This window comes from Bradyrhizobium sp. WYCCWR15520, from assembly GCF_056174665.1.
The window spans coordinates 106,617-122,649 of the sequence record NZ_JBWBWM010000027.1 but is presented as its reverse complement, the minus strand read 5'-3'; the positions used below and the strand labels follow the sequence as shown (position 1 = coordinate 122,649).

At 63.5% G+C, this 16,033-nt stretch carries 16 protein-coding genes; 7 read left to right on the top strand and 9 right to left on the bottom strand.

Translation table 11 applies throughout. The features are described from left to right. Positions 1–136 precede the first annotated feature (136 nt). The 7 genes from AC0QUY_RS28595 to AC0QUY_RS28565 all read right to left on the bottom strand — a co-directional run bounded on the left by AC0QUY_RS28595 (position 137) and on the right by AC0QUY_RS28565 (position 8,143). On the bottom strand, positions 137–1,054 hold the full coding sequence (locus AC0QUY_RS28595) for an SDR family NAD(P)-dependent oxidoreductase (RefSeq protein ID WP_475389561.1): 918 nt from the start codon (positions 1,052–1,054) through the stop codon (positions 137–139). Positions 1,055–1,172: 118 nt separating this feature from the next. Next, a complete protein-coding gene (locus AC0QUY_RS28590) occupies positions 1,173–1,652 on the bottom strand; it encodes a MaoC family dehydratase (protein ID WP_057835201.1) in 480 nt (159 codons plus the stop codon). Between the two features lie 3 nt (positions 1,653–1,655). Next, complete coding sequence (locus AC0QUY_RS28585; RefSeq protein WP_475389559.1) at positions 1,656–3,386, bottom strand: AMP-binding protein; 1,731 nt, start codon at positions 3,384–3,386, stop codon at positions 1,656–1,658. Positions 3,387–3,396: 10 nt separating this feature from the next. Beyond that, the gene (mmsB, locus tag AC0QUY_RS28580) at positions 3,397–4,284 is read right to left on the bottom strand and encodes a 3-hydroxyisobutyrate dehydrogenase (RefSeq protein WP_475389558.1); all 888 of its coding nucleotides are present in this window, start codon (positions 4,282–4,284) and stop codon (positions 3,397–3,399) included. A 33-nt stretch (positions 4,285–4,317) separates the two neighbouring features. Continuing rightward, positions 4,318–5,391 (bottom strand): enoyl-CoA hydratase/isomerase family protein, encoded by a 1,074-nt coding sequence (locus AC0QUY_RS28575; RefSeq protein WP_475389556.1) that lies wholly within the window; start codon positions 5,389–5,391, stop codon positions 4,318–4,320. Beyond that, positions 5,388–6,533: an isobutyryl-CoA dehydrogenase gene (locus AC0QUY_RS28570; RefSeq protein WP_475389555.1), complete on the bottom strand. Its 1,146-nt coding sequence runs from the start codon at positions 6,531–6,533 to the stop codon at positions 5,388–5,390. The genes AC0QUY_RS28575 and AC0QUY_RS28570 overlap by 4 nt, the downstream gene beginning before the upstream one ends. Before the next feature lie 113 nt (positions 6,534–6,646). After that, positions 6,647–8,143, bottom strand: coding sequence for a CoA-acylating methylmalonate-semialdehyde dehydrogenase (locus AC0QUY_RS28565; RefSeq protein WP_475389554.1), 1,497 nt, complete (start codon positions 8,141–8,143; stop codon positions 6,647–6,649). Positions 8,144–8,246: 103 nt separating this feature from the next. Here AC0QUY_RS28565 and AC0QUY_RS28560 point away from each other — a divergent pair, with 103 nt between their 5' ends. Beyond that, a complete protein-coding gene (locus tag AC0QUY_RS28560) occupies positions 8,247–9,161 on the top strand; it encodes a LysR family transcriptional regulator (protein ID WP_475389553.1) in 915 nt (304 codons plus the stop codon). Positions 9,162–9,294: 133 nt separating this feature from the next. On the opposite strand, the gene AC0QUY_RS28555 is transcribed toward AC0QUY_RS28560, so the two are convergent. Beyond that, a complete protein-coding gene (locus AC0QUY_RS28555; protein WP_475389551.1) occupies positions 9,295–9,912 on the bottom strand; it encodes a TetR/AcrR family transcriptional regulator in 618 nt (205 codons plus the stop codon). Between the two features lie 62 nt (positions 9,913–9,974). After that, on the bottom strand, positions 9,975–10,511 hold the full coding sequence (locus AC0QUY_RS28550) for a PaaI family thioesterase (RefSeq protein ID WP_475389550.1): 537 nt from the start codon (positions 10,509–10,511) through the stop codon (positions 9,975–9,977). A 140-nt stretch (positions 10,512–10,651) separates the two neighbouring features. On the opposite strand from AC0QUY_RS28550, the gene AC0QUY_RS28545 reads away from it, so the two are divergent. The 6 genes from AC0QUY_RS28545 to AC0QUY_RS28520 all read left to right on the top strand — a co-directional run bounded on the left by AC0QUY_RS28545 (position 10,652) and on the right by AC0QUY_RS28520 (position 15,957). Beyond that, a complete protein-coding gene (locus tag AC0QUY_RS28545; RefSeq protein WP_475389549.1) occupies positions 10,652–11,422 on the top strand; it encodes an enoyl-CoA hydratase in 771 nt (256 codons plus the stop codon). A 12-nt stretch (positions 11,423–11,434) separates the two neighbouring features. Further along, positions 11,435–13,126 carry an FAD-dependent monooxygenase gene (locus tag AC0QUY_RS28540; protein WP_475389548.1) on the top strand — a complete coding sequence of 564 codons (1,692 nt, stop codon included), beginning with the start codon at positions 11,435–11,437 and terminating at the stop codon, positions 13,124–13,126. Further along, positions 13,123–13,308, top strand: a complete 186-nt coding sequence (locus AC0QUY_RS28535) for a DUF2783 domain-containing protein (protein WP_161854033.1) — start codon at positions 13,123–13,125, stop codon at positions 13,306–13,308. Before AC0QUY_RS28540 ends, AC0QUY_RS28535 begins: the two co-directional genes overlap by 4 nt. A 105-nt stretch (positions 13,309–13,413) precedes the next feature. Continuing rightward, positions 13,414–13,638, top strand: coding sequence for a hypothetical protein (locus tag AC0QUY_RS28530; protein ID WP_161854032.1), 225 nt, complete (start codon positions 13,414–13,416; stop codon positions 13,636–13,638). Positions 13,639–13,658: 20 nt separating this feature from the next. Further along, the gene (locus AC0QUY_RS28525; protein WP_161854031.1) at positions 13,659–14,261 is read left to right on the top strand and encodes a DUF4337 domain-containing protein; all 603 of its coding nucleotides are present in this window, start codon (positions 13,659–13,661) and stop codon (positions 14,259–14,261) included. A gap of 406 nt (positions 14,262–14,667) precedes the next feature. Continuing rightward, positions 14,668–15,957, top strand: coding sequence for an MFS transporter (locus tag AC0QUY_RS28520; protein WP_475389547.1), 1,290 nt, complete (start codon positions 14,668–14,670; stop codon positions 15,955–15,957). The last annotated feature ends 76 nt before the right edge of the window (positions 15,958–16,033 follow it).

Genomic DNA, 16,033 nt, shown 5'->3' with positions numbered 1-16,033 from the left:
AACACCATCAATGTGAGGGACGACCGCCCGCCTTCCAGGCAGGTCGCGCGAAGCGCGCCACCCAACACCGCCGTAGCAAGCGCGGCTTGCCTGGAGGGTGGACCGGGGCCCGTTACCCCATCTACGAGTCCGCGCGTTACAGCTTAATTCCCGCCCTTGCCGCCGCCTGCGCCACATACTTCTGCGTCTGCTCGAACGCGCCCTGCAGTGCCTTGGCCTTCGACACGTCGTCGATCTCGGCAAAGTTTGCCGCGATCGCGTCCGGCGTCCAGTCGGACTGAGCGAGGTTGATGCCTTCGGTCTCGATGATCTTGATCACCGCGAATGAGCCGGCGCCGGCGCCCATGATGGTGCGGGTCGGTGCGTCCTCGCTCAGCAGAAACTCCACCGCCGGCGTGATCGCCTCGGGCTTCATCAGCTCCAGCGCCTGCGGCGGCAACAGCTCTTCCGTCATCCGGGTCGCCGCGGTCGGCGAGATCGTGTTGACGCGGATGTTGTTCTTGCGGCCTTCGTCGGCGAGTACATTCATCAGGCCGACCATGCCGGCTTTGGCCGCGCCGTAATTGGCCTGGCCGAAATTGCCGAACAGGCCCGACGACGAAGTGGTCAGCACGATGCGGCCGTAGTTGCGCTCGCGCATGCCATCCCACACCGCCTTGCAGCAGTAAAACGTGCCGACGAGATGGACGTCGAGCACCTTGGCAAAGTCGGCGACGTCCATTTTTCCAAACGACTTGTCGCGGAGGATGCCGGCATTGGCGCAGAGCAGATCCACGCTGCCCCACTCCTTCGTGGCCCGCTCGACCATCGCCGTGACCTGCCCGAACTTCGAGACGTCGGCGCCGTCGGCCATCGCGGTGCCGCCCGCTTTGCGGATTTCCTCGACCACGGCTTCGGCCGGCGACAGCGAGCCGCCGGTGCCGTCACGCGCGCCGCCGAAATCGTTGACCACGACCTTGGCGCCACGGCTCGCCAGGCCAAGCGCATGTGCCCGTCCCAGACCATTGCCCGCGCCGGTGACGATGGCGACGCGTCCGTCAAACCTGATTGCCATGAGTTGCGATTCCCGGATTCTCGTCATGCCCGGGCTTGACCCGGGCATCCATCAAAATTGAAGAGCTTTTTGATCAGTGATGGATTGCCGGGTCAAGCCCGGCAATGACGGCAGGAACTCAGTTGAAATAAATCAACCCGATCCAGTCGGCCACCAGCGCGGGCTTGTCCTCGCCCTCGATCTCGACGGTGACATTGGTGCGCGACTGCAGTTCCTTGGGCTTGCGCAGCTTGGCTTCCATGAGCGTGAACCGGCCGCGGACCCGCGAACCGGCGCGGACGGGCGACAGGAAACGCAGCTTGTCGAAGCCGTAGTTGACGCCCATCGCCGTGCCTTCGATGACCGGCATCACCTCATAGGACATGATGCTCATCAGCGACATCGTCAGAAAGCCATGCGCGATGGTGTTGCCGAACGCGGTTTCCTTCTTCGCCCGTTCAGGATCGACATGGATGAACTGATGGTCCTCGATCACGTCGGCATAGACATTGATCCGGTTCTGGTCGATCAGGTGCCACGACGACACCCCGATCTCCTTGCCGACCATGGCCTGATAGGCCTCAAACGAGACCGGCGGCTTCTTCCAGACTTCATTCATTGATCAGCTCTCCAACCCGGCGGTCCGCACCTTCTGCAGCTCCGGGAATTCATCCTCGCGGAACTCGGCGCCGCGCAACGCGTCGTTGCGATTATTATCATGTTCGAGCCGGCGCAACTGGACGCGGCGGATCTTTCCGGAAATCGTCTTCGGCAGTTCCGTCACCAGCTCGATTTTGCGGATGCGCTTAAACGGCGCTAGCCGCGTGTGCAGGTGTTTGAAGATCGACAGCGCCGTCTCCGGCGTGCGTTCCGCGCCCGAGACCAGCAACACATAGGCCTTCGGAATCGCGAGCCGGATCGGATCGGGGCTGGGCACGACGGCGGCTTCCGCGACCTGATCATGCTCCAGCAGCACGCTCTCCAGCTCGAATGGGCTGATGCGGTAGTCGGACGATTTGAAGACGTCGTCGGAGCGGCCGACAAAGGTGAGATAGCCCTCGTCATCGGCAAACACCACGTCGCCCGAGCGGTAAAGATCGCCGTCGGCCCCGCTCAGTTTGCCGTCCTCGCCCTGATAGCCCTGCATCAGGCCCGCCGGGCGGTCGGCGCCGAGCACCAGCGTCACCTCGCCCTCCTTGGTAACGTGGCCGTCATTGTCGGTGATCCGCACGCGGTAGCCCGGCAGCGGGCGGCCCATCGAACCGACCTTGACCTTCTGGCCCGGCGAGTTGCCGGCCAGCGCGGTGGTCTCGGTCTGGCCGTAGCCGTCACGAATGGTGAGACCCCATGCCGCCTTCACCTGGTCGATCACTTCCGGATTGAGCGGCTCGCCGGCGCCGCAGACCTCGCGCAGGCTGACCTTGAAGTCGGCGAGCTTCTCCTGAATGAACAGCCGCCACACCGTCGGCGGCGCGCACAGCGTGGTGACGCCGCAGCGGCCGACGATTGCCAGCAAGGCCTTGGCGTCGAAGCGCGGCTGGTTGACCACGAACACCGTGGCCCCCGCATTCCATGGCGCGAAGAAGCAGCTCCAGGCATGCTTGGCCCAGCCCGGCGAGGAAATATTCAGATGCACGTCGCCCGGCTGCAGGCCGAGCCAGAACATCGTCGAGAGCGCGCCGACGGGATAGCTGCGCTGGCTGTGCCGCACCAGTTTTGGTTTTGCCGTGGTGCCCGAGGTGAAATAGAGCAGCATGGGGTCGTCGGCATGGGTCGGCCCATCAGGCGCAAACGCTTCCGGCGCACTCTCCGCCCCTTCGAACGGCAGCCAGCCGTCGTGCTGCGAGGTCGCGCCGACCACGATCCGCACCAGACTGTCGCCGCCGAGCCCTGCGAACTTCGCGACCTGATCCTGCGTGGCCACCACCACCCTCGCCTTGCCGCGATCCAGCCGGTCGCGCAGTTCGTCAGGCGTGAGCAGCGTCGTCGCGGGGATCACGACAACGCCGAGCTTCATCGCCGCCAGCATGGTCTCCCACAGCGGCACGACATTGCCGAGCAGCAACAGCAAATGATCGCCGCGCCTCAAGCCCTGCGCGCGCAGGAAGTTGGCGACCTGGTTGGACCGGCGCGACAGTGTGGCGAAGGAAAGCTTTATTTCCTTGTCGCCGGGATCGACGATCCAGAGCGCGGTGCGATCCCGGCTGTCGGCATTGCCGGCGAGTTCCGCGTCGAACCAATCCAGCGCCCAGTTGAAGGGAACCGGGTCGGGCCAGCGAAACCCTTTCACGGCCGCATCGTAATCGGTGCGGTGCTTGAGCAGAAAGGCGCGCGCTTCCTGAAAACTCGTCATCAGGTCTCCGTTATTTCCCAGCGAGGCTCCTAACGTGCTGGATAATACCGGAAAAATCCACCCCGCCATGGCCGGCGGCATCAAACGCCTTGTAGATCTCCTGCGCGTGCTTGCCGAGCGGCGTGACGGCGCCGGCGGCGTTGGCCGCATCCTGCGCCAGCGTCAGGTCCTTTACCATCAGGTTGGAGGCGAAGCCCGGCTTGTAGCCATTGTTGGCGGGCGAAGCCGGCACCGGGCCGGGCACCGGGCAATAGGAGGTCAGCGCCCAGCACTGGCCTGAGGAGGTCGAGGCGACGTCGAACAGCGCCTGGTGCGACAGGCCGAGCTTTTCGGCAAGCGCAAAGGCTTCGCCGACGCCTATCATTGAGATGCCAAGGATCATGTTGTTGCAGATCTTGGCCGCCTGCCCGGCACCCGCACCGCCGCAATGCACGATCTTCTTGCCCATGTTTTCCAGCGCGGGCTTTGCCGCCGCAAACGCCTTGTCCTCGCCGCCACACATGAAAGTGAGCGTGGCACCCTTGGCGCCGCCGGTGCCGCCCGACACCGGCGCATCGACCGAAAGCATGCCGGACTTGGCGGCCAGCGCGTGCGCCTGCTTGGCGCTCTCGACGTCGATGGTCGAGCAATCGATGATCAGCGTGCCCTTGGCCATTGCCGGGACCACTTCGTTCCAGACCGACAGCACATGCTTGCCCGCGGGCAGCATGGTGACGACGACATCAGCGCCCTTGACAGAAGCGACCGAACTCTCGGCAATGGATGCGCCGTCCGCCTTGGCCTGATCGCGCGAGGTCGCAACCAGATCGAACGCGGTGACCTTGTGGCCGGCCTTGACCAGATTGGCCGCCATCGGCCCGCCCATGTTGCCGAGGCCAATGAATGCGATATTTGCCATGATGTTCCTCCGCTGGGGCGTTTCTGTTTTGACTTATCGAAATTTCAGTTCGTCGGCGCCGATCTCGGCGAAGTAAGGCGCGATCATTGCCGGCGTCACGTCTTCAATGCGCGGCGGCGACCATTTCGGATTGCGGTCCTTGTCGATCACGGCGGCGCGCACGCCTTCGCGAAAATCGTCGCTGGCGAACACTTCCAGCGCGGCGCGATACTCCCGCACCAGGCATTCTTCCAGCGAGTTCGACTTGCGCGCCAGCCGCAGCAGCTTGAGCGTCACCACCATACCGCGCGGTGACTTTTCGCTGAGCGTCTGCAACGTCGCTTGCGCGAAATCCGATCCGTCGCGCTGCAGCGCCGCGACAATGTCTTCCATGCGATCGTGGGAGAACAGCGCATCGATCTTCGCCTGCTGCGCGGCGACCGGTCCGGCCGTCTCGCCGGTCGAGAAACCGTCGATCAGCTTCGTCACGTCAGCCGACGTCGTGCCGGGCTGCACCTTGATCAGCGCCTCGCGCAAGGCCGGCAGTTTTGATGACGGCACCACCGCATCGGCAAATTTGGCATTGATAGCATCGGGGCCGTTCATGGTCTGACCGGTCAATCCGAAGTACGTGCCGATCTCGCCGGGCGAATGCGACAATAGCCAGGTGCCGCCGACGTCCGGAAAGAAGCCGAGGCCGACTTCAGGCATTGCCAGTTTAGTCTTCTCGGTCACGACGCGGTGGCTGGAATGCGCCGACAGACCGACGCCGCCGCCCATCACGATGCCGTCCATGAAGGCGACATAGGGCTTTGGGAATTTCTTGATGCGAGCGTTGAGGATATATTCGTCGCGCCACAGAATCTTGCCGAGGTCGCCCTTGACCTTCGAGCTTTCCCAGAGCGCGCGGATGTCGCCGCCGGCGCATAGCCCACGCTCGCCCGCCCCTTCCAGCACGATCACGGCGACATCGGGATCGGCCTCGAAGACATCGAGCGCCTTGTCGACATCGTGGAACATCTCCAGCGTCACGGCATTGATGGCCTTCGGCCGGTTCAGGCGGATGATGCCGGCAAAACCTTCCTTGCGCGCGATCAGGTCGCCCTCTGCAACGGCCGCATCCGTCATCGCGCGCCCTCGATCATCTTGCGCGACACGATCAGCCGCATGATTTCGTTGGTCCCTTCCAGGATCTGGTGCACCCGCAAATCGCGCACGATCTTCTCGATGCCGTATTCGCTGAGGTAGCCGTAGCCGCCATGGAGCTGCAGCGCCTGGTTGGCGACCTCGAAACCGACATCGGTGCCGAAGCGTTTTGCCATCGCGCACAGCATGGTGGCGTCGGGGTCCTTGCGGTCGAGCGCTGCTGCTGCGCGCCACAAAAAAGTCCGCGCCGCCTCCAGCTCGGTCGCCATGTCGGCGAGGCGGAATTGCAGCGCCTGGAATTCGTCGAGGCGTTTGCCGAAGGCTTTTCGCTCCTTCATGTAGGCCAGCGACTTGTCGAGCGCGCTTTGCGCGCCACCGAGCGAGCACGCCGCGATGTTGAGGCGGCCGCCGTCGAGCCCGGCCATCGCGATCTTGAAGCCGATGCCCTCCTCGCCCAGCCGGTTCTCGACCGGCACGCGGGCGTTCTCGAAAAGCACCGCGCGGGTCGGCTGCGCGTTCCAGCCCATCTTGCGCTCGTTGGCGCCGAGCGAGACCCCGGGCGTCTTGCCGTCGATGACGAGCGTCGAGACGCCGCCGGGACCATCGCCTCCGGTCCGCACCATCACCACCAGCAGATCGGTGCCGCCCGCCCCTGAAATGAACTGCTTCTGGCCGTTCAGGACATAATGATCGCCCTCGCGCACCGCGCGGGTCCGCAGCGCCGCGGCATCCGAGCCGGCGCCCGGCTCGGTAAGACAGTAGCTTGCGATCAGCTCCATCGTGCAAAGTTTCGGCAACCACTTTTGCCGCTGGGTGTCGTTGCCATAGGCATCGATCATCCAGGACGCCATGTTGTGGATCGAGATGAACGCCGACACGGTCGGGCAGCCCGTCGCGAGCGCCTCGAAGATCAGCGCCGCGTCGAAGCGGGTCATCGCGGAGCCGCCAACGTCCTCCTTGATGTAGATGCCGCCCATGCCAAGCGTGGCCGCTTCGCGCATCACGTCGACCGGAAAATGCTTCTCCTCGTCCCAGCGCAGCGCGTGCGGCGCGATCTTCTCGGCCGCAAACGCCCGTGCCATGTCGCGAATTGCGATCTGGTCCTCGTTGAGAGCGAACTGCATTCTGGGCTCATTCTTTCGTCATTGCGAGGAGCGAAGCGACGAAGCAATCCATTCGTCCTTTTCGCAATATGGATTGCTTCGCTGCGCTCGCAATGACGGGCTGGGCTACGCCATCACTTCATCAACGGGATCGAGAACTCCGCGCCCTCCTTGACGCCGGACGGCCAGCGCGAGGTCACCGTCTTGGTCTTGGTGTAGAAGCGGACCGAATCCGGGCCGTGCTGGTTGAGATCGCCAAAACCCGACTTCTTCCAGCCGCCGAAGGTGTAATAGGCGATCGGCACCGGGATCGGCACGTTGATGCCGACCATGCCGACATTGACCTTGGCGGCGAAGTCGCGCGCGGCGTCGCCGTCGCGGGTGAAGATCGCGACACCGTTGCCGTAGTCATGCTCGGACGGCAGCGCCAGCGCTTCCTTGTAGTCGTGGGCGCGAACCACCGAGAGAACGGGCCCAAAGATTTCTTCCTTGTAGATCCGCATGTCCTTGGTGACGTTGTCGAACAGCGAACCGCCGAGATAGAAGCCCTTTTCATAGCCCTGCATCTTGAAGCCGCGGCCGTCGACGGCGAGCGTAGCGCCTTCCTTGATGCCGATATCAATGTAGTTCTTCACCTTCTCGACCGCCTCGCGGGTCACCAGCGGGCCGTAATCGGCGGACGGATCGACCGAGGTGCCGATCTTGAGCGATTCCACGCGCGGGATCAGCTTTTCCATCAGCCGATCGGCGGTGGTCTTGCCGACGGGCACCGCGACCGACACCGCCATGCAGCGCTCGCCGGCCGAGCCGTAGCCGGCGCCGATCAGCGCGTCGACGGCCTGGTCCATGTCGGCGTCGGGCATCACGATGGCGTGGTTCTTGGCGCCGCCGAAACACTGGCAGCGCTTGCCGGTCTGCGCAGCGCGCTCATAAATATATTGCGCGATCGGCGTCGAGCCGACAAAGCCGATCGCCCTGATATCGGGGTCGTCGAGGATCGCATCGACAGCTTCCTTGTCGCCGTTGACGACGTTGAGGATGCCGGGCGGCAGCCCCGCCTCCATCATCAGTTCGGCCAGCCGCATCGGCACGCCGGGATCGCGCTCGGAGGGTTTCAGGATAAACGCGTTGCCGCAGGCGATCGCGGGCGCGAACTTCCACATCGGGATCATCGCCGGGAAATTGAACGGCGTGATGCCGGCAACGACGCCAAGCGGTTGCCGCAGCGAGTAGATGTCGATGCCGGGACCGGCGCCTTCGGTATATTCGCCCTTCATCAGATGCGGAATGCCGCAGGCAAATTCCACGACCTCAAGGCCGCGCTGGATGTCGCCCTTGGCGTCGGGGACGGTCTTGCCGTGCTCGCGCGCGAGCAACTCAGCAAGCTTGTCGTAATCGCGCTGCACCAGTTCGAGGAACTTCATCATGATGCGCGCGCGGCGCTGCGGATTGGTGTTGGCCCATTCGGGCTGGGCCAGCGCGGCGTTCTCGACGGCCGCGCGGACTTCGGCCTTCGAGGCCAGCGCCACCTTGGCCTGGACTTCGCCGGTCATCGGCTCGAACACGTCGGCCGTCCGTCCGGACGTTCCCTTGACCTCTTTGCCGCCGATAAAGTGTCCGATTGAGCGCATGGATAATCTCCCTAAGGTCCCGCGTGGGATCGCTTTCGAGCCCCTTTTTGACCTGCATTTCTTAGGATACAAGTCCGATAAATTGCACCATAGATGTGCGGAAATGCTGGATCAAGGCGACCGTTCGATCGACTGGGATGACTTCCGTTTCGTCCTCGCCATTGTGCGCGGCGGATCGGTTTCCGCTGCCGCCAAGCAGCTATCGGTCGATCATGCCACCGTGATCCGCCGTGTCGACCGGCTGGAACGGCATCTCTCGGCCAAGCTGTTCGACCGCCGCAAGACCGGCTACCTCCTGACCGAAGCCGGCCAGCGCGTCGCCGACAGTGCGGAGGCGATGGAATCCACCATCGTCGCCAACCAGGAGGCGGTCGGCGGCTCCCGCGCCCAGCTCACCGGCACGGTCCGGATCGGCGCGCCCGACGGTTTCGGCAGCCACTTCCTGGCCGCGCGGCTTCTGAAGTTCACCGAACGGTATCCCGATCTCGATCTGCAGCTCGTCGCCACCGCACGGCTGTTCAGCCTGTCGAAGCGGGAAGCGGATATCGCGATCAGCCTGACCATGCCCAAGGAAGGGCGGATCGTCGGGCGCAAGCTGCTCGACTACAGCCTCGGCCTCTACGCCGCCCCTGCCTATCTCGACCGCGCGCCGAAGATCGCCTCGCGCAGCGACCTGCCCGGGCACCGCTTCGTCGGCTATATCGAGGAACTGCTGTTCACCCCGGAACTGGATTACCTGCCCCAGGTCTCGCCGAAGATTTCCGCCAAATTCCGCAGCGCCAACCTGATCGCACAACTCAACGCCACCATCGCGGGCTTCGGGATTGCGGTGCTGCCGCACTTCATGGCGACGGCGCATCCGGAATTGCGACCGGTATTGCCTGATGAGGTCAGGATTTCGCGCACGTTCTGGATGCTGATGCATGCCGACAGCAAGGACCTGGCGCGCATTCGCGCGGTGGCCGATTACATCTGCGAGACGGTGGAAAGCGAGCGCGCGCTGTTTGGCGGGAGGTGAAATCCCTCCACCCGTCATTGCGAGCGAAGTGACTGTAGGGGTGGGCAAAGCGAAGCGTGCCCACCATTTCAGACGGCGATCTCGGAAAGATGGTGGGCACGCTGCGCTTTGCCAACCCCTACGATTCCCGCCGTCAATTCACCTTCGCCCGCGCCTTCTTTGCAGCCGGCTTGGCGGCTGCGCGTCCCAGCGCCGCCTCGCGGCCAGCGACGAGAATTTCGTCCGACAGTTCACCGCTGCCGGCGACGCGCGACATTACCAGCGTGCCCATCATAGTCGCCAGCGTTCCCATCGCCTGCTTGCGCGCGGTCTTGCGCGGCACGTCCGGAATCTGGTCGGCCATCACATCGATCAATTGTTCCAGCTTGGCGGAAAAGGCTCTTCGTGTTTTTGCGCTTTCACGGGCAATTTCGGCGCCGAGCGTGGGCACCGCGCAGCCGCGACCGGGATCGTCGCGATGCACCGTCGACACGTAGGAATCGACGATCGTCGACAGCCGCTTCTCAGCCGGCGCTTCAGCGGCGATCTTGCGCCAATGCTCGACCGAGCGGTCCATCGCGTAGGCAAAGGCCTCGATCACCAGCGCCTCGCGGGAATCGAAATGCGCGTAGAAACCGCCATGGGTCAGCCCCGCCTCCTTCATCAGGTCGGCGACGCCGATGCCGTGGGCGCCCTTCTCGCGAAGCCGCACCGAGGCCTTTTTCACGATCCGTGAGTGGGTTTCCTGCTTGTGCTCTTTCGAATAGCGCATTGACGCGTCCCATTAAATGTCCCTGGTCATATAATAGCAGTTGTGCGCGGGAAATGCTGCATCTATTTCGCGTTTCCACCCGGGATCATTGAGAAGGTCGCGGTTGCGTGCACTGCAAGATTGCCGACGCCGTCGCGGACGAAGCCTTCCGCATAGCTGGTCTGGCGGCCGAGCTTTACCACTTTGCCTTCCGCCGCGATCGTGCCCGATCGCACCGACAATGGCCGCAGAAAGGTCAGCTTGAGGTCCAGCGTGACGGAAGTCTGCCCGGCCGGCTGCATGGTGGCAATGGCACAACCCATGGCGGTATCCAGTAACGCCGCTGATGTCGCGCCATGGAGCAGGCCGATGGTATTTTCGAGACTCTCGTGCGGATCGAGTTCCATCACGATGCGGCCAGGCTCTGCAACGGCCATCCGGAAGCCGATCAGCCGGGCCATCGGCGGCGGTGGCAGGATGCCGTCCCGGATCGCGCACATCGTCTCCAGACCGGACATGCCGGCGGCTGCTTTCGCCACCGGCCCGGGCGCCTGCCAGTCCACCACCCGCTGCCTTCGCGCGGTTGCCGAGAAGAGATCGACGGTATCAGCCATAGTCATGGCAGCCCCCTTTGAATGATGATCGTCATTTTATACGGAAGACCTCCCGCGCGCAACCGCCCTGCCCACCTGCCCTTGACAAGCCGGCGCAATGTCCCGGAAGTGGCGTCACCATCCAAAACAAGGCCCGGAAAAACAAAATGGAAATGCTCAATCCCCATTGCGGCATCGACCGCGACGGCAGAGGCGTCGTTCGGCTCTCGATCTGCAATGCGGGCAGCCTCAATATCCTGTCTTCCGCGGTCACCAACGGCGTCCGCGAGGGGTTTGAGAAGCTCGCCACTGAGCCCGATATCCGCGCGGTGATCCTGGCCGGCCAGAGCGAGAAGAGCATGATCGGCGGCGCGGACATCAAGGAGATGGCGAAGCTCGATCAGAAATCCGCGGAAGCTTTCATCACGCGGCTGCGCGACCTCTGCGAGGCCGTGCGCCAGTTTCCAGCGCCGGTGATCGCGCGACTGCCGGGCTGGTGCCTCGGCGGTGGCCTCGAAGTCGCCGCCGCCTGCGATTTCCGGATCGCCGCCCACGACGCCAAATTCGGCATGCCGGAAGTGCGCGTCGGCATCCCCTCGGTGATCCACGCTGCGCTATTGCCGCGGCTGATCGGTTGGGGCCGCGCCCGCTGGCTGGTGATGACGGCCGAAAATATCGACGCGCCCACCGCGCTCGCCTGGGGCCTGGTCGACGTAGTCGCGAAGGAAGGCGGGCTCGATGCCGCGGTCGAGCATACGGTGAAGGCGCTCCTCGAATGCGGACCCGAGGCGTTGCGCATCCAGAAGGCGCTGTTGCGGCAATGGGAGGAGTTGCCGTTGACCGAATCCGTCAATTTGAGCGTCGGCGTGTTCGGGCAGTCCTTTTTGACCGGCGAGCCGCAGCGGTTGATGGGGGAATTTCTCGCCCGCAAGAAATAGACGGAGGGAGGTATGAGGCCTGCCGGCAAGGGACCGCTGGAGTCGCTCTATTTCGACTATCCGCGCTTCGCGGCGCGGCGCGTCCCCGAGCTTGACGGCGTCACGGCTCGGCATCCCGTCCTGATCGTGGGGGCCGGCCCGATCGGCATGACGGCGGCGCTGGTGCTGGCGCGGTACGGCATCAGGAGCGTGCTGATCGATCGCAAGGACACTTTTAATGATGGCAGCCGTGCGATCTGCATCGCGCGGCCGAGCATGCATATCCTGGAGCGAGTCGGCGCGGTCGCACCGTTTGTCGAGAAGGCGCTCGGCTGGCGGTTCGGCCGCAGCTACTACCGCGGCGAGCAGATTTTCCGGCTGGAGATGCCGCAGCCGCCGGGCGAAAAATATCTGCCGATGTACAATCTGCAGCAGCAGTACATCGAGAAATTCCTGCACGATGCGGTGGCCGCCAACAATCTCATCGACATGCGCTGGCAGAGCGAATTATCCGGCCTCGAGCGCCAAGTAGATGGTGTTTCTGCCCGCATTTCATCGCCGGTGGGGGATTACTTTCTCGACGCTCTCTATCTGCTGGCCGCCGACGGTGCACGCTCGCCAATCCGGTCGATGCTCGGGCTCCGCTTGAAAGGTGACAATTACGAAGGCCGGTACGTGATCGCCGACATCCGCATGGAGCATGATTTTCCGACCGAGCGTCGGGCGTTCTTTGAACCGAGCGGCAACCCCGGCGGCACAGTGCTGATCCACAAGCAGCCGGACGATATCTGGCGGGTGGACTACCAACTTCGCGAAGGGGAAAGCGAGGCCGAGGCCCTGAAGGAGGAGAATATCCGCGCACGCGTCAGTGCGATCCTTGCCGATATCGGCCACACAAAACCGTGGGAGTTGGAATGGTGGAGCGTCTATTCCGCCAATACCTTGTGCCTCGATGATTATCGGCACGAGCGGGTATTCTTCATCGGCGATGCCGCGCATATCGTGCCGATTTTCGGCGTGCGCGGACTGAACAATGGTCTCGCGGATGCCGAAAACATCGGCTGGAAGCTTGCGCTTGTCCTCCATGGCGAGGCTGACGACCGGCTGCTCGACAGCTATTCGCCGGAGCGGCGCGGCGCCACGCTCGATGTGTTCGCCAACGCCACCAAAAGCACGCGCTTCATGACGCCGCCGACGCGCGGCTGGCGGCTCGCGCGCGAGGCTGCGTTGTCGCTCAGCTTGAAGCACGAATTTCCGCGGGGACTGGCCAATCCGCGCCAGATGCAGCCCTACACCTATTCGGACAGTGTGCTGACACCCTATGCCGCACGCGATGCAGCCTTTGCCGGCGGGCCAGCCTGCGGCAGTGTCGCGTCGAACGCTGGGCTGGCCGACGGAAGCTACCTGCTCGACTACGCCGGCCATGGCCTGACGGCGATCCTGTTCTGCGAGGCACAACCCACCGCCGAACAGTTGGCATCGATCGAACATCTCGGCCGGATCGACAAGCGGTTCGCAGCCATTGTCGTGGGCTCACAGACCTCCATATCCGGCGCAAAGACAATCGCTGATCATGGCGGGGAAATCGCCCGCCTGTTTGCTGCAGCACCCGGCACGCTCTATCTGCTGCGGCCGGACCTGCACATCGCCGGGCGATGGAAGGCGGCTGTCCCCTCCGAGATCCTGAGAACCGCAGGCATTTGCCTGGGAAGCGAGATGCCATGAGCGCGATGCCGTTTGAAGACTTCGAGACCGCCTACGAGACGCTGGCGAAGGCGATCGATATGGCCGGGCCCGACCGCGAGGCGCTGTTCCTGACCCGGCTTGCGCTGGTGCTCGGCCACGAGGTCGGCGATATCGCGGTCTTCAGGAAGGCCATCAAGACGGCACTCGAGGACCTGGAATAGGACGTGTACTCACTAGCCGACTGAAAAGAACGGAGTGGTCGGATAGCCAGTATCCGCGGTTGGAGGTGAAGCGGGCCTCGAGGGCTGAACCTGGGATGTCTGCCAATGCCGTTTGTATTGGCCTTGTGGCTGGCCTGTTTCGACCTCATATTGGTCGACTTCTCTCCCGTAAAGGTGACGCTTGAACTGAAGCATCCGAACGTTTGCGTAAACCTTGACCATCCCTTTCGTATGACCCATCGCGCCTGCCGCATTTTTGCGAAACAAATCAACGTGCTCGTGCGTCGCGATGGTGACATAACGCTGTTGTTTATGGTGCCTGCCCTTTAGGAGCAAGGAGGAGCTGATCGATGAAAGCCGAAGACGCCGCCGACATGATGGATCAGGAGAAGGAGAACGACCGCTTCAAGCAGCGCGCGGCGGTCGGCATCGCCATTCTGGCGATGCTGCTGGCCATCACCGGGCTTGGCGGCGCCAACGCCGGCAAGGAGGCGACCAACAACAACATCTATGCCGCGAACCACTATGCCTTCTACCAGGCCAAGAACATCCGCCAGACCGACTACAACCTCGCGGCCGACGCGATCGAACTGGCGTTCCTGCAGGACGGAAGCCTCAACGCCGAGGCCAGGACGGCCCTGAAGGCAAAAGCGGACGCCTATCGCAAGACGGCGGCACGCTACGAGTCCGAGCCCGAGACGCAGGAGGGCAAGAAGGAATTGATGATGCGGGCCAAGGACTACGAGAGCAGGCGCGACCATGCGCTGAAGCAGGATCCCTACTTCGACTATGCCGAAGCGCTTCTGCAGATCGCCATCGTGCTGATCTCGGTCTCGATCGTCGCGACGCTGCCCTGGCTTGCGATCGTCGGCAGCATCGTCGGTGCCGCGGGTGGCCTGCTGATGGTCAACGGCTATACACTGGCGATAGAGATACCGTTTCTGGCAGCATAGAGGTCCGAACGCACGCTGCGCCGGTCGGATGGTGGTGCGCAGCGTGTCGGATATTCTGATCCGCTGTCCTACGACTGGAAAGCCCGTGCATTCCGGCTTGGACACTGAGACGGTGAACTTTGACACGCTCCCGAACGTCGCGCTTTCGAACGCTCCCATTGCGGGGAGTGCATTTTTGGAGGCCAATGGATGCTCGGGTGTGGCACGGAGGCAAGCCGCTACAGCGCTAAACTGAGGCCGCTTCAGTTGGCGGGTTCTTTCACTTCGCGAATGTCACCTGTTGGGCGCATATTGTTGTGCATGTCTTGAAACGAGGGAAGTGTGACATTCAAGTCATGCCATCATCACGATAGAATGCGCAAAAGCAAATCAGGCAAACCGCCCCAACAGAAATTCCTGAGGCCCAATGATCTCGAACTGGTTGTCCGCCACCCTCGCCCGCCGCAACATTCACTATGGCTGGGTGATGGTCGCCGTGACCTTTCTCACCGCCCTGATCTCTGCCGGCACCGTCGGCGCTCCCGGCGTTTTCATCGTGCCCCTACAGAAGGAATTCGGCTGGACCACGGCGGAGATTTCCTCGGCGCTGTCGATCCGCTTCATCCTGTTCGGGCTGATGGCCCCGTTCGCCGCCGCGCTGATGAACCGTTACGGCCTGCGCAATGTGACGCTGCTGGCGCTGCTGATCGTGGTGTCTGGTCTCGTCGCGTCGCTGGCGATGACGCAGGTCTGGCAATTGATGCTGCTGTGGGGCGTGGTGATCGGGATCGGCACCGGGATGACGGCGCTGGTGCTGGGCGCAACCATCGCCGCGCGCTGGTTCCTGGCGCGGCGCGGCCTCGTCGTCGGCATTCTCACCGCCAGCGTTGCCACCGGGCAACTCGCCTTCCTGCCGCTATTGGCGAGCCTGACCGAGGCCTATGGCTGGCGGCCCGCGCTGGCGCTGGTGTGCGTGATGCTGAGCGTCGCTGCCTTCGCCGTGCTGATGACTATGCGCGACCGGCCGAGTGATGTCGGCCTGCGGCCGTTCGGCGATGAAGGCACCGAGCCGCTGCCGGCGCCGCCGCCCAACACCACCCCGATCATGGCGGCAGCGCTGGGCACACTGCGCGATGCCTCGAAGTCGGGCGTGTTCTGGATCCTGTTCGCCACCTTCTTCATCTGCGGCGCTAGCACCAACGGTCTGGTCCAGGTCCACCTGATCCCGATGTGTCTCGATTTCGGCATTCCGCAGGTGCAGGCGGCAAGCCTGCTGGCTGCGATGGGCATTTTCGATTTCGTCGGCACTATCGCCTCGGGCTGGCTGTCCGACCGCTACGATAATCGCAAGCTATTGTTCTGGTACTACGGACTGCGCGGCCTGTCGCTCTTGCTCCTGCCCTTCTCCGATTTCACGCTGTACGGCCTGTCGCTGTTTGCGATGTTCTATGGGCTCGACTGGATCGCGACCGTGCCGCCGACGGTGAGGCTAACCGCGCAGCGGTTTGGCGCCGAGCGCGCCAACCTCGTGTTCGGATGGATATTTGCCGGGCATCAATTAGGCGCGGGTGTCGCAGCGTTCGGTGCCGGATTGTCGCGGACGATGTTGCAGAGCTACCTGCCCGCCTTCATCGTCGCTGGCGCGCTCTGCATCGTCGCCGCGCTGATTGTCCTGGCGATCTCGCGGCCGAAGCCGGTGGTAGCAGCGGCGGCATAACAACTGCCGTAGGGTGGGCTGAGCGAAGCGAGCCCACCATCGCGCAGCTCGCTCGATGATGGATGGTGGGCACGCT

What these genes read in the sequence shown, in the direction of transcription:
- AC0QUY_RS28595 (WP_475389561.1), bottom strand. Translation starts at nt 1,054, where the DNA reads ATGGCAATCAGGTTTGACGGACGCGTCGCCATCGTCACCGGCGCGGGC.
- AC0QUY_RS28590 (WP_057835201.1), bottom strand. Translation starts at nt 1,652, where the DNA reads ATGAATGAAGTCTGGAAGAAGCCGCCGGTCTCGTTTGAGGCCTATCAG.
- AC0QUY_RS28585 (WP_475389559.1), bottom strand. Translation starts at nt 3,386, where the DNA reads ATGACGAGTTTTCAGGAAGCGCGCGCCTTTCTGCTCAAGCACCGCACC.
- mmsB (WP_475389558.1), bottom strand. Translation starts at nt 4,284, where the DNA reads ATGGCAAATATCGCATTCATTGGCCTCGGCAACATGGGCGGGCCGATG.
- AC0QUY_RS28575 (WP_475389556.1), bottom strand. Translation starts at nt 5,391, where the DNA reads ATGACGGATGCGGCCGTTGCAGAGGGCGACCTGATCGCGCGCAAGGAA.
- AC0QUY_RS28570 (WP_475389555.1), bottom strand. Translation starts at nt 6,533, where the DNA reads ATGCAGTTCGCTCTCAACGAGGACCAGATCGCAATTCGCGACATGGCA.
- AC0QUY_RS28565 (WP_475389554.1), bottom strand. Translation starts at nt 8,143, where the DNA reads ATGCGCTCAATCGGACACTTTATCGGCGGCAAAGAGGTCAAGGGAACG.
- AC0QUY_RS28560 (WP_475389553.1), top strand. Translation starts at nt 8,247, where the DNA reads ATGCTGGATCAAGGCGACCGTTCGATCGACTGGGATGACTTCCGTTTC.
- AC0QUY_RS28555 (WP_475389551.1), bottom strand. Translation starts at nt 9,912, where the DNA reads ATGCGCTATTCGAAAGAGCACAAGCAGGAAACCCACTCACGGATCGTG.
- AC0QUY_RS28550 (WP_475389550.1), bottom strand. Translation starts at nt 10,511, where the DNA reads ATGACTATGGCTGATACCGTCGATCTCTTCTCGGCAACCGCGCGAAGG.
- AC0QUY_RS28545 (WP_475389549.1), top strand. Translation starts at nt 10,652, where the DNA reads ATGGAAATGCTCAATCCCCATTGCGGCATCGACCGCGACGGCAGAGGC.
- AC0QUY_RS28540 (WP_475389548.1), top strand. Translation starts at nt 11,435, where the DNA reads ATGAGGCCTGCCGGCAAGGGACCGCTGGAGTCGCTCTATTTCGACTAT.
- AC0QUY_RS28535 (WP_161854033.1), top strand. Translation starts at nt 13,123, where the DNA reads ATGAGCGCGATGCCGTTTGAAGACTTCGAGACCGCCTACGAGACGCTG.
- AC0QUY_RS28530 (WP_161854032.1), top strand. Translation starts at nt 13,414, where the DNA reads ATGCCGTTTGTATTGGCCTTGTGGCTGGCCTGTTTCGACCTCATATTG.
- AC0QUY_RS28525 (WP_161854031.1), top strand. Translation starts at nt 13,659, where the DNA reads ATGAAAGCCGAAGACGCCGCCGACATGATGGATCAGGAGAAGGAGAAC.
- AC0QUY_RS28520 (WP_475389547.1), top strand. Translation starts at nt 14,668, where the DNA reads ATGATCTCGAACTGGTTGTCCGCCACCCTCGCCCGCCGCAACATTCAC.